The following is an 11,622-nucleotide window of genomic DNA, read 5'->3' as shown; positions in this document are numbered from 1 at the left end:
CCATGATTCTCGCGTCCCTCCTCTTGCCGATCGCTGTCGCCGCGATCGTGTTCCTGGTCCAAAAGGTCCGTCTGCCCGTCTTCCTCGCCGTGATGGCGACGGTGGTGGTCTACGGCATCGCGGCCGACATGACCTTCCAGTCGGTCGGCAAGGCCTTCGGTCTGGGATTCGCCACGGCCCTGGAGCAGACCGGCCTGCTGGTGGTCGCCGGCGCTCTCGTGGGCGCGGTGGTGCTGCGCGCACCGCTCGGCACCGGCACGTCGGCTGCGGCAGGCGTGCTGGCCGGATTGGGCGCTTCGGCGTCCGGCGGCCTGGCGTTGCTGCAGCCAGCCGGTCAGGACGCGCCGCGGCGGGCACTAGGACTGGCGCTCACCCTGCTCGCGGCCGCCGCGTTGCTGGCGCCCTCGCCGCTCGCCGTTGCGGCGGCCTCGGTGATGAAGGCGAGCATCCGCACCGAGTTGATGATCGCCGTCCCCGTCGCTGCCGTGGCGATCGCGCTCGGCTGGTGGCATGTGGCGCGGCAGATACCGTCTACCGACGAACCGGGCCGGCTCAACTGGGCCTGGCTCTGTGTTGCGATCCCACTCGTGCTGCTGGTCGTGCAATCGATTGCACAGATGCCCAGCGAGCCCTTGGGCAAAGGCGGCTCGCGCGAATTCTATATCGGCATCTCCAAACCGCTGATGCTGGCCGCGATTGCCATCACCCTGGCCATCGTGCTGGCACGGCGCTGGGAACCGTCGGCGCTGGCCGGCCGCTCCTGGGCACCGTTGCTGTTGGCGGTCGGCGCCTCGGGTGGACTGGCGCGTGTATTCGACGAGACCGGCATGGCCGAGCTTCTGGCCGAGTACGTCCTTCACCCGCGCTACGGCGTGCTGACGCCGTTCCTAGCAGCGGCCATCGTGAAGACCATGCAGGGCAACTCCCTAACGGCCGTGCTGACGGCCTCGGGCATGGTCGAGCCCATGCTGCCCGCGCTCGGCCTCGACAGCGCGTCCGGCCGCGCCATCGCCGCCGCCGCGGTCGGCGCCGGCTCGATGGCGATCTGCCATGTCAACGATCCGTTCTTCTGGATCGCTGCTCACATGGGCCGTCTCTCGCCGGGCCGAGCGCTCTATGTGGTCTCGCTCGGCAGCGCCGTCATGGCGATCGGCGCCCTGATCGTGATCGCGGCGATCCGGCAGTTCATCTGATCAATCGAGCTTCACGCCAGACGCCTTGACCGCGGGCTCCCAGAGCTTGCGGTCCTGGGCCAGGAATTCGTCGAAGCCCTTGCGGCCGGCGGGCGGCAGATCGAGGCCGAGATCATCGTTCCAGCGCTTCTGGATGTCCGGACTTTTCAGCGCGTCCGCCAGCGCCGTCTCGAGACGGGCCAGGATGGGCTCCGGTGTCCCGGCTGGAGCCCCGACACCGTACCAGGAGGTCGCGACATAGCCCGGCACCGTCTCGGCGATGGCCGGAATATCGGGCGCCGCCTTGGAACGCACGGCCGAGGTAACACCCAGCCCCTTCAATTTGCTGCTGCGGACTTGGGGCAGCATCGAAGGCATGTTGGCGAACATCATGTTCACGATGCCGGCCATCAGGTCGGTATAGACCGGGCCTGCGCCCTTGTAGGGCACATGGATGATGTCGACATCGGCCATCTTCTTGAAGAGCTCGCCGCTCAGGTGCAGCGACGTGCCGGGACCGGACGAGGCGAAGGAGTATTTGCCCGGCGACGCCTTGCAGAGCGCGATCAGCTCCGCGACGGAATTGGCTGGCAGCGACGGCGTTACCCCAAGCAGGTTGGCGAGCGTGGCGACCCGCGAGACGCCCACGATGTCCTTGTCCGGATTGTAGGGCAGCTTGCTGTAGAGCATGGGATTGAGCGTATGGCTCGCCACCGAGATCAGGCCCAGCGTGTAGCCATCCGGCGCGGCACGGGCGATCTCCGTGGTGCCGATATTGCCGCCGGCGCCGCCCTTGTTCTCGACGATGAACTGCTGGCCGAGCAGCTTGGCGAGCTGATCGCAGATCAGCCGGCTCACCGTGTCCGTGCCGCCGCCCGGCGCGAAGGGGCAGATGAAGCGCACGGTCTTGTTGGGCCAGCCTGCGGTCTGCGCCCGCAGAATGGCCGGCGCAGCCACGGTTGGAGCGGCCAAAGCTGCGGCGAGCAGCATACGTCTTTTCATAGAATGCCTCCTAAATGGCGTTTCCTCGACGTTTCTTCGTTTTGTGGACACCTGAGCGTAACGGTGTCCGCTAATCTGTCCAGATGAACGAACCGCAAAGCGTGCAAGGCTACATCGACCAGACGCCGTCATGGCCCGATGGAACGCCCACGCCCTCGGTTCCCATGACGCGTATGCAGTGGCGCATTTGGATCCTGGCGACGGCCGGGAAGTTCTTCGAGGGACTGGTCGTGTTCATGACCGGCGTCGCCCTGCCGCTGATCGTCAAGGAATTCGGCCTGTCGCCGACCGAGAAAGGCATCGTGGGTGCCGCGCCGCTGGCCGGGATCATGGTGGGCGCCATCACGCTCGGTGGGCTGGCCGACATCTATGGTCGTCGCCGCATGTTCGTGGTCGAGATGCTGGTCTTCGCCATCTTCCTGGTGGGGCTCGCTATTGCCCCGGGCTTCGGCTGGCTGGTCTTCTTCCTGTTTGGCATGGGCGTCGCGCTGGGCTGCGACTATCCCACGGCGCACCTGGTGATTTCCGAGAGCATCCCGAGCCGCGACCGCGGCAAGCTGGTGCTGGGCGCCTTCGCCTTCCAGGCGGTGGGAGCGCTGGTCGGCACGATGATCGGCTACCTGATCCTGGCCAACATTCCCGAGCTCGGCGCCTGGCGCCTGATGTACGCCGTGGTGATCGCGCCGGCGGTGCTGATCGTGATCGCGCGCCTCTTCGTAACAGACAGCGGCCAGTGGCTGATGTCCCGCGGCCGGCGCGCCGAAGCCGAGCGCGAGCTGCAGCGCCTGCTGGAGCGTGAGCCACCCTACCCCAAGAAGGTCCATCTCGCGGAGATCGACCCGGACTCCGCCCTGCACAGTCACGATGCGCGGCGCGGCCGCTGGCGCGACCTCTTCAACAAGAAGAACCGGCGCGCCACGATCCTGGCCTCGGTACCGTGGTTCCTGCAGGACCTCGGCACCTACGGCATCGGCATCTTCACACCGACGATCCTGTCGCACACGATCGGGCACGAGATCACGAACGCGCAGACCGTGGCGGGTGTCGTCGCCCGCGACATCGCAGGCGCGAAGGGCGCGGCTCTGGTCGACACGCTGCTGATCGCGGGCATCCTCGCGGCCGTCCTGCTGGCCGACAAGGCGGGGCGCATCAGGCTGCAGGTGCTGGGCTTCATCGGCTGCGCCGTCGGTCTGGCGCTCGCCCTCCTGCAGACCCATGCCGAGGAACCGCTGCGGATGCTGCTGCTGTTCGGCGGCTTCATGATCTTCAACTTCATGACCAACCTCGGCCCCAACGCCCAGACCTACCTGCTGGCCGGCGAAGTCTTCCCCACCAACATCCGCGGCAAGGGTGCAGGCTTCGCCGCGGCCTTCGCCAAGATCGGCGCCGTGCTCACAGCGTTCGTGTTCCCCTTGGTTCTCGACGCCGCCGGCACGAATTTTCTGCTTGCCGGATTGATCTTCACATCGCTGCTCGGTGCGCTGGTGACCTGGTGGTTTCGCATTGAGACAAAAGGCGTGAACCTGGAGGAGATCGGGCGCTAGTGCGGCTTCCGGTCAGTGGAACCGTTTGCGGTTCCACTGACCGGAAACGCGGCGCTCCAGATGCGCTCGGCTGATGTAAGCTCGCGTCAATGGACTCGCCCATCCGGGAGCTGCTGCGTTCGCCCGATTTCCTGCGGCTGTGGTTGGTCGGCGCTTTCGCCAACGCGATGCGCTGGCTGGAGCTGCTCGTCTCGGGCCTGTTCGCCTGGGAAGTGACTCACTCGGCCTTCGCCGTCACCGTCGTGGTGGCGCTGCGCCAGATCCCGCAGCTCCTGTTCGGCGCTTTCGCCGGAGCGATTTCCGAGGCGCTGAATCGCAAGCTGATCGTGATGGCCTCGCTCGTCGGTCCCGCCGTCATATCGACCGCCCTGGCGACGCTTGCCACCATGGGGCAGCTCGAACTCTGGCACGTCGCCGTCGGCAATCTTCTCAGCGGCACGATGTGGGCTTCGGAGATGTCGACGCGGCGACGCATGGTGGGCGAGGCAGCGGGACCGCATCGTATCGTTAACGCCATCGCGCTCGACAGCGCGACCTCGGCCGCCACCCGCATGGTGGGTCCGCTGCTGGGGGGCATCGCCTTTGAATGGCTGCACATGAAGGGCGCCTATACGCTGACGGCCCTGGTGCAGTTTCTCGGCGCCTTTGCGATGTCGGGCCTCGTCTATGCGCAGGTGACGCGCCGGCTCAACCTGATGCGCATCCCGCACGAGATCGTCGAAGGCCTGAGCTTTGCCTGGACCAAGCCCACCATCCTGCTGGTGTTCGGCGTCACCATCGTCACCAATGCCTTCGCCTTCGCCTACTCCGGCCTGGTGGCGCCCTTGGGCCTGGCGGCGTTCAACGTCTCGCCCGCGCTGGTCGGCCTGCTGGCCGCCGCCGAGCCGCTGGGCGCACTGATCGGTGGCGCGCTGATCGCGATGGGCCTGGTGCGCATGGATCGACGGCTGGCCTTTGCCGGCGGCGCGGCGCTCTTCATGGTGGCGCTGATCGTGATGGCGCTCAGCCCCTCCTTCTGGTTCGCCTTCGCAATCCTCGTCCTCGGCGGCTTCGGTACCGCCGGCTTCGGCAACATGCAATCGACCCTCATGCTGACCGAAGCGCCGCACGAGGTGCGCTCTCGCCTGATGGGAGTCGTCACGGTCTGTATCGGCACCGGCCCGCTCGGCCAGCTCGCCGCCGGCGCGATCTCCGACCAGATCGGCCCGCGCAGCGCCGTGATCGCGATGGCGGTGATCGGGTTGGTGCTTACGGCAGCGATGGTGTGGGCATTGAAACAGCCACCAGGCAAACCATCAGCGTGAGCCCTACGCTGGTGGCGGGATCGTGAACTTCTTGCGCTGGAGCAGGTCCTCCATGGTCGCAATGCCCTGCTGATACTGGTCCCTCTCGCAATCGATGCTCGCCGAAATCCGGGTCATGTTACGGGCGCCGTCGGATTGCTCGCCGCGGCTCGAGCCATAGCGATCATAGTAGGCGATGAGCTGGTCGCAGCGGACCTCCAAGTCACTCGCCCGCGGCGCTGTTATCAGCAGGGTGGTGGCGCTTGCGACGAGGACAAGATGACTAAGGATCGAACGCAGAGACATCGAGGCTCCCGGAAATAGGCGGGCTCATCTTCCCGCCCTTGATTAAGCCGGGCGACCCTCCCGTGTTCCTTCAGCGCCAGTAAAGAATCGGCACTTCTTCTGGACACTCGCGATCCCGCAAGTAGGGTTCGTCCCGGAACAAACAGGGGGGAGTGCAGACAGGTGACTGCCAATCCGACGGTATTCATTGCAGGCGCTGGCCCGGTTGGTCTCACGCTTGCCAACGAGCTGGCCCGGCACGGTGTTCCGATTCGCATCGTCGACAAGGCGGCCGAGCGCACGGACAAGTCGAAGGCGCTGGTTCTGTGGAGCCGAACGCTCGAGCTGTTCGACGATGCAGGTTACGCCGGCAAATTTCTGCCGGCGGGCATGGTCGCGCACGGCGCGCAGATTTCGACAGGCAACGAAGTCGTGGCCCGCGTCTCCTTCGACATGCTCGACAGCCGGTATCCCTATGCCCTGATGATCCCGCAAAGCGAGAGCGAAAGGGTGCTCGAAGAACAGCTCGCCGCCCGCGGCGTGACGGTCGAGCGCCTGGTCGAACTGACGGGCTTCGCCGAGAAAGGCGACAAGGTCGAGGCCACGATCAAGAAGGCCAACGGCGAAGCCGAGACCGTAAGCGCCGATTGGCTGATAGGCTGCGACGGCGCGCATTCGGCCGTGCGGCACGGACTCGGCTTCGCCTTCGAGGGCTCGACCCAGCAGAGCGACTGGATCCTGGCCGACGGTTACCTTTCCGGGCTGGAACCCAAGGACCGAATACACATCTTCTGGCACCGCGAGGGCATCCTGGCCTTCTTCCCCATCGGCAGCGAACGCTGGCGCGTCGTCGCCGACCTCGGCATGGCGACGAGCGAGACCCGGCATCCCGATCCGACACTGGCGGAGGTCCAGGCACTGCTGACGCTGCGCGGCTCGCCCGGAATAACGATGTCCGATCCCGTCTGGCTCACCGCCTTCCGTATCAACGAACGCAAGGTGAAGGACTATCGCAAGGGCCGCATCTTCCTGGCCGGCGACGCCGCCCACATCCACAGCCCGGCCGGCGGCCAGGGCATGAACACCGGCATGCAGGATGTCTTCAACCTTGCCTGGAAACTCAAGATGGTGATCGCGGGCACCGCCAAGCCCTCGCTGCTCGACAGCTACTCCGTCGAGCGCAGCGCCGTGGGTGAGACCGTGCTGCGCAATGCCGGACGCATGACCGATGCCGCGATCCTGCGCAACCCGATCGCCCAAGGGCTGCGCAACACGGTCGTGAAGTTCGCGACCGGCTTCCCGATCCTGCAGCACGCCATCGCCGACCAGCTCTCCGAGCTCAGCATCGCTTACCCATCGAGCCCACTGACGGCCAAGAACGGCCACGTCGCCAACGGCCCGAAGCCCGGCATGCGGTGGCCCGACCGGCTTTCAGGTGACGCCGCCGGCCGGACCTTCACGGCGCTGGGACCAAAAGCCGTCGTGACTGCACTGGCGCAAAAATTCCCGAAACTGGTGATGCCTGTCTCGGCTGATGATCCGGCCCATGCCAGCGCATTGCGCCTGATCCGGCCCGACGGTTATGTCGGCTTCGTCGGCACAGCCAAGGATCAGATCCACGCCGAAGCCTATCTGGCAGAAATCTCCTCATGAGTGCGTGAAGTTCCGACTTTATACGATGGTCGTGCTGGTCCTTCGCCGGGGGCGCTGGCAGTGTGCGCCCCGCAATGCCGTTCCACTGGACGATCGACTCGCAGGAAAAACTGATCACCGTCGTGGCCGACGGTGACGTGACACGTGCCGAGGTCGACGCCTTTCTCGACGTCCTGGATGGTGTCGAAGGCTTCAGCTACCGCAAGTTGTTCGACGGCACCACCGGCGACACCAAGATGCCGCCGGAAGAGTTATTGGCACTGGGTGTGCGCATGCGCGCCGCACATACGGAAGACCGAACGTTCGGGGCGCTTGCCGCGGTCGTGCCCGACGACAAGGTCGAACTGGTCAGCCGCATATTGGGCATGCTGGCCGCGGCCAAGCGGCCGATGCGCGTATTCAGCACGCTGTCGCCGGCGCAGGAATGGATCGAGCGCCAGCCAAGAGTTTAGTCGCCGGGGCTCATTAGACCTTGAACGCCTGACGGGCGAGCAGCTTCCAGCTCGTGCCCTGCTTCTGCCAGACCTGCAGCACGCCGATCTTCGACACGTTCCACTTGCCGTCGCCCGTGCCGCTCTCGCTCTCCCAGGCATGGCGCACGATGGCGTCGTTGCCGGCGACAACGATGGTCTGCTTGGAGAGCTCGATCGATTTGTAGACGGTCTTCTTCGTGACGATGACGTTCACGAAGTCGGCCTTGTCCTGGATGGCGCCGCCGGAATGGCCGTAGCTCAATTGATCGGCGGTAAGCGCTTCGAGTTGCGCCTTGTCGGGCGTCAGCATGGCCTTGGTGAGGGCGGCCACGGCCTGGGCCACGGCGGCAGCGTCTGCCTCGTTGGCATGCGCAGAAGAGAGAACGAACGCCGGCGTACCCGTAGCCAGAAGCGCGACGGCGGCCAGATGGCGGCGGCTGATGGTCATAGTTTCCTCCGGTTGCTGCCCGGGTTGGTGGACCAACCTTGCGGGACCTGTCCGGAGGCTATCACTCACGAGGGCGCGCGAGAACGATCAGGGAGCGTGCAGGACCTTTTCGCCGATCTGGCCTGGCGGCTTCACTTCGAATGACACGTCGACGCGGCCAGCCCGTTCGAAGGCAAGCGTAATTGGCAGTCGTTCACCGACCACCAGCGGCGCGGGGAGCTGCAGCATCAGATGATAACCGCGCGGCTTGAACACGATGGTTGTCCCGTAGTGCAGATAGAGGCCGCCCTCGAGCCGGACCATCGAGATGCCGGGCCCGGTAACCCGGATACCATGGAGTTCGCAGGAACTCGCCGCCGGGCCCGTCGCGCCGAGCAGTCGATCGGGCTCCGAACCGCCAATCACGAGAGTCATGAAGGCGCCGGCGGTCTGGGGCATCTCCGGCAAAGTGCGTGCCCAGGGTTCCTGGATTTCGATCTGGCCGACACGCGCAGCCGTTTCCGCCTTCTTGGGGCGGCGCAGCGAAGAGAACATCGAAGTTCTTTACTCGGTTGGCAGCAGCCGGTCGATGGCTGAGCGCCAGACGCCTTCAGCGGCATCGGGTGAGAGGCCAAAGCCGCCACCCCGCATCTGGTCCCAGCTTTCGAAGCTGGTCAGCGTCGCCAGCGTGACCAGGAGCTGTTCGCGCTGCAGGGAATCCAAGGTTGCCAACTCCGGCCGGTACATCAGCTCCAACCGCTCAACGTTGGCGCGGCGCACCGCCTTGGCGCGTATCGCCAGCTCCGCGAGCTGCGTCTGGGTCGCCGGCGAGGTCAGGATGCGCCACAGCGGCAACCACCTCTCACAGGCCTGCGCCCGGATGTGGACATGCGACGCGATGCGCGTACGGCGATCGCCGTCGACATCCTGTGCCGGCGCCTGGGCTTGGCCGGCGGCGATGGCGAAATCTGCCGCCGCAAGGCTCAGAGCATCGAGATCGGGGAAGCGCTCGAAGATCGACCGCACTGAATAGCCCGCAGCGTGAGCAATCTCGTTCGCCGTCGGCAAGCGGCCATGCTCCCTCACGAGCTGAAGGTAGGCCTCGATCATGAGCTGACGGGTGCGCTCGCTGCGCAGATGGCGGCCGTCGAAACGGCGGCTCTTCGGCCGATCTTCGATGGTAGACTGGTCCTCGGACAGGGGCATGATCATCGTCTCTCCCTTCTTAGGGGATCACCCGCTATGACGCGACTTCGGGACGCTCGTGGGAGACACAAATCGACGCCGGATTGGATTGAATTCGCCTTGCGATCCGGTCTGCAACCGTGGGCCGGCGCAAGGTGGGATAGCCACCACAGAACCATTCGCCTAGGCTCCATCCTGCCATGAAGCGAATTCTTCCAATCCTGCTGGCCATATTCGGCCTTGCCGCCTGTAACGACAAGGCCACGCTCGATAATTCACGGGTGCGATACATCACCTACGAAGGCCGGAAGTTCGAGGTCCGAGTTGCGGCGACGGACGTGCCGAACGAGTACCGTCTGCTCGTCGTGCGCGCCACGCTGGTGGTCAATCCTGATCCGGAACGTGAGCGCGCACGGGATTCGGCTGTTGCCTGGGAGGCTATTCAGCAGGTCTGCAAAGGCGGAAACCCGCAGGTCCTCGAACACAACCTGATAGACAATGTTAACTTCATGACCCGGTTTCGCTGCGCATGAAGCGCCCCCTTCTCCTGATGCTTTTTCTTGCCGTTGCGGCAAGCTCTGTGTCGGCGCAGCAGCGCCGGCCACCGCCGTCTGAGCCCGAGAAGACGGACAAGGCGGAGAAGCCCGGCGAGTGTGGCGCGATGCCGAAGGACTGGAGCGGCGAGGCTTATGCACTGGACGGGATCACGTTGGGTGGAGTCGGCCTGAAGCCGCAGATCAGGCTCTGGGGGCTGCAGGCTGGCGAACTCCGCGACAAGCAAACTGGCCTGGAGACCGTGAGCGGCATGCAGGCGCGCGCCGCACTCGAAGACATGCTTGAAAAGAGCGAGCACAAGGTGAAGTGCCGGCCCGCCCGGTGGGACCGCGAGTGCCGTCTCGTCGCCCAGTGCATGGTCGAGACCTCGCCGTCGCCGATCGACCTCGGTGGCTACATGCTGGCGAGCGGCGTGGCCTACGGCTTCCATCTCGACGAAGTACTGCCTTGGGAGCCACGCGCCAGCCAGCGCTACGCCGGTGCGGAGTCGGAGGCGCGCAAGGCCAAGCGCGGCCTGTGGCCGGTCTGGCTGGGCGAGAAGTAGCCCGGCCGGCTGTCAGCGCCGTCGCGACGCTGGGCTCTTCTTTCCCTTAGAGATCGCAGGCACCTGAACGTCACGCGTGAGATTGTCGTGACGTTCGTCCATTCGGCGATAATCCATGGTGAGTTCTTCGCCCGCCGGGATGTCGCGCACTGCGAAGTAGGTCACGTCCTCATCGTCCGACGACAGGTTCGGATCGGCGTCGTGGTTCATGTACCAACCGGTCGAGATGCGCAGGAAATCGATCGGGCAGTAATAGCCGCCGGTCGTGCGGATGCCGAAGCGCTTGAAGAGGTGGCGCTGCGGCGAGGCATGCGCCTGCTGGGTCGTGACCCAGCGGCTGTCCTCGCCGTCCCACACGCGAACGGTTTCTCCCTTCTTGATGGCGCGATCGGCAAAGCAGCCGACGCCTTGGATGGCGGAAGGGCCGAGATAGACAAATGCCTTGCTGGTCTTGCGCTTCATGAAAGCTTCATACTCGCGGAAATGCACGCACTGCCCGAGTGCTTAACGTGTGGCGCTGTGGAGAGGCAACGAAGAGATCAGGCTTTCAGCAGATAGGGCTTCGCCTCGGTGTCGTAGTCAGCATAGCCCAGCGCCGCCCGCAGGTCGGCAGGCGGCAGCGCCATCTTGCTTTCAGCTTCTCCAGCCTTGAGCGCCGCGAGGCCCGCTTTCATACCGGCCGCGACAGGCGAGAGCAGGCCGGTCGGATAGGTGCCGATCTTGAAGCCGAGCTTGGCCGCCTCGGTCTGCGAAGGTGTAGCGCGCGGTGCCCCGGGCGAGAGCACGGCGAAACTCGGCCGTCCCTTGGCGGCCGCGACAGCGCGCTTGACCTCCGCGTCGTCGGCCGGCGAATCGAGAAAGAGGATATCCGCCCCCTCCTCGACATACATCTCGATGCGCGCCACGGCCTCGTCGATACCCTGGGTCGGACGGCAATCGGTGCGAGCCAGTACGAGGATGCCGGACTCCTTCGCCGCCGTTACGGCGGCGCGGATCTTCATGCGCGCCTCCTCGCGTGGCAGACAAGGCTTGCCGGCCGATGTCAGCGCGCGCGGCGTGATCTTGTCCTCGATCAGCACGGCGGCCGCGCCAGCCCGACCATAGCCGCGCACTGTGCGCTGCACGTTCATGGCGTTGCCGTAGCCATGGTCGCCATCGGCCAGCACCAGCAGGTCGGGGGCCGCGGCATGGACCATGTTGAAGGAGTCGAACATCTCGCCGAACGAGACCAGGTCGAGATCGGGACCGCCCAGCCGGCTGGCCGCGACGCAGGAACCGGAAAGGAATGCGGTCTTGAAGCCGGCCCCATAGGTCAGCTTGGCGCTGAGCCCGTCCCAGACCGCCGGCATGACAACAAAAGCCGGATCGGCCAACAGGGCGCGCAAGCGTTGCGGGGCAGTCGTCACGGGAATCTCCTCCGGTAAATCTTTCGGCCGGGACGATAGCAGATCGTCCCCTGCAGTCGACACATCGAGTGAATCGGCGCTAGGCTTCGCACC

At 65.4% G+C, this 11,622-nt stretch carries 14 protein-coding genes; 7 read left to right on the top strand and 7 right to left on the bottom strand.

The features are described 5' to 3' along the window. Positions 1-2 precede the first annotated feature (2 nt). Positions 3-1,193 (top strand): hypothetical protein, encoded by a 1,191-nt coding sequence (locus tag EPO50_RS14530; RefSeq protein WP_296345179.1) that lies wholly within the window; start codon positions 3-5, stop codon positions 1,191-1,193. Here EPO50_RS14530 and EPO50_RS14525 read toward each other — a convergent pair whose 3' ends face one another. Further along, positions 1,194-2,174 carry a tripartite tricarboxylate transporter substrate binding protein gene (locus tag EPO50_RS14525; RefSeq protein ID WP_296345178.1) on the bottom strand — a complete coding sequence of 327 codons (981 nt, stop codon included), beginning with the start codon at positions 2,172-2,174 and terminating at the stop codon, positions 1,194-1,196. 83 nt (positions 2,175-2,257) lie between these two features. Here EPO50_RS14525 and EPO50_RS14520 point away from each other — a divergent pair, with 83 nt between their 5' ends. Then, on the top strand, positions 2,258-3,718 hold the full coding sequence (locus EPO50_RS14520) for an MFS transporter (protein ID WP_296345176.1): 1,461 nt from the start codon (positions 2,258-2,260) through the stop codon (positions 3,716-3,718). A gap of 89 nt (positions 3,719-3,807) precedes the next feature. Further along, positions 3,808-5,022 (top strand): MFS transporter, encoded by a 1,215-nt coding sequence (locus tag EPO50_RS14515; protein WP_296345174.1) that lies wholly within the window; start codon positions 3,808-3,810, stop codon positions 5,020-5,022. Positions 5,023-5,025: 3 nt separating this feature from the next. Here EPO50_RS14515 and EPO50_RS14510 read toward each other — a convergent pair whose 3' ends face one another. Then, positions 5,026-5,307 carry a hypothetical protein gene (locus tag EPO50_RS14510; protein WP_296345172.1) on the bottom strand — a complete coding sequence of 94 codons (282 nt, stop codon included), beginning with the start codon at positions 5,305-5,307 and terminating at the stop codon, positions 5,026-5,028. A 162-nt stretch (positions 5,308-5,469) separates the two neighbouring features. Here EPO50_RS14510 and EPO50_RS14505 point away from each other — a divergent pair, with 162 nt between their 5' ends. Together EPO50_RS14505 and EPO50_RS14500 are read left to right on the top strand one after the other, a co-directional pair. Then, positions 5,470-6,939: an FAD-dependent monooxygenase gene (locus EPO50_RS14505; protein WP_296345170.1), complete on the top strand. Its 1,470-nt coding sequence runs from the start codon at positions 5,470-5,472 to the stop codon at positions 6,937-6,939. 74 nt (positions 6,940-7,013) lie between these two features. Continuing rightward, positions 7,014-7,391: an STAS/SEC14 domain-containing protein gene (locus tag EPO50_RS14500; RefSeq protein ID WP_296345168.1), complete on the top strand. Its 378-nt coding sequence runs from the start codon at positions 7,014-7,016 to the stop codon at positions 7,389-7,391. A gap of 13 nt (positions 7,392-7,404) precedes the next feature. Here EPO50_RS14500 and EPO50_RS14495 read toward each other — a convergent pair whose 3' ends face one another. From EPO50_RS14495 to EPO50_RS14485, 3 genes are all read right to left on the bottom strand, one after another. Further along, positions 7,405-7,860 (bottom strand): nuclear transport factor 2 family protein, encoded by a 456-nt coding sequence (locus EPO50_RS14495; protein ID WP_296345166.1) that lies wholly within the window; start codon positions 7,858-7,860, stop codon positions 7,405-7,407. A gap of 87 nt (positions 7,861-7,947) precedes the next feature. Then, a complete protein-coding gene (locus EPO50_RS14490; protein WP_296345163.1) occupies positions 7,948-8,394 on the bottom strand; it encodes a copper chaperone PCu(A)C in 447 nt (148 codons plus the stop codon). A gap of 9 nt (positions 8,395-8,403) precedes the next feature. Continuing rightward, positions 8,404-9,051: a hypothetical protein gene (locus EPO50_RS14485; RefSeq protein WP_296345161.1), complete on the bottom strand. Its 648-nt coding sequence runs from the start codon at positions 9,049-9,051 to the stop codon at positions 8,404-8,406. A 173-nt stretch (positions 9,052-9,224) separates the two neighbouring features. Here EPO50_RS14485 and EPO50_RS14480 point away from each other — a divergent pair, with 173 nt between their 5' ends. Together EPO50_RS14480 and EPO50_RS14475 are read left to right on the top strand one after the other, a co-directional pair. Then, positions 9,225-9,557, top strand: coding sequence for a hypothetical protein (locus EPO50_RS14480; RefSeq protein ID WP_296345159.1), 333 nt, complete (start codon positions 9,225-9,227; stop codon positions 9,555-9,557). Then, on the top strand, positions 9,554-10,123 hold the full coding sequence (locus EPO50_RS14475) for a thermonuclease family protein (protein WP_296345157.1): 570 nt from the start codon (positions 9,554-9,556) through the stop codon (positions 10,121-10,123). The genes EPO50_RS14480 and EPO50_RS14475 overlap by 4 nt, the downstream gene beginning before the upstream one ends. A gap of 12 nt (positions 10,124-10,135) precedes the next feature. On the opposite strand, the gene EPO50_RS14470 is transcribed toward EPO50_RS14475, so the two are convergent. Next, positions 10,136-10,585, bottom strand: coding sequence for an SET domain-containing protein (locus EPO50_RS14470; protein ID WP_296345154.1), 450 nt, complete (start codon positions 10,583-10,585; stop codon positions 10,136-10,138). Positions 10,586-10,662: 77 nt separating this feature from the next. Then, positions 10,663-11,529: an isocitrate lyase/PEP mutase family protein gene (locus EPO50_RS14465; RefSeq protein ID WP_296345151.1), complete on the bottom strand. Its 867-nt coding sequence runs from the start codon at positions 11,527-11,529 to the stop codon at positions 10,663-10,665. Positions 11,530-11,622 lie beyond the last annotated feature (93 nt).

The organism is Reyranella sp., assembly GCF_004297405.1.
Lineage (GTDB): Bacteria > Pseudomonadota > Alphaproteobacteria > Reyranellales > Reyranellaceae > Reyranella.
The sequence above is the reverse complement of the archived record's forward strand: the minus strand, read 5'-3'. Positions and strand labels throughout refer to the sequence as shown.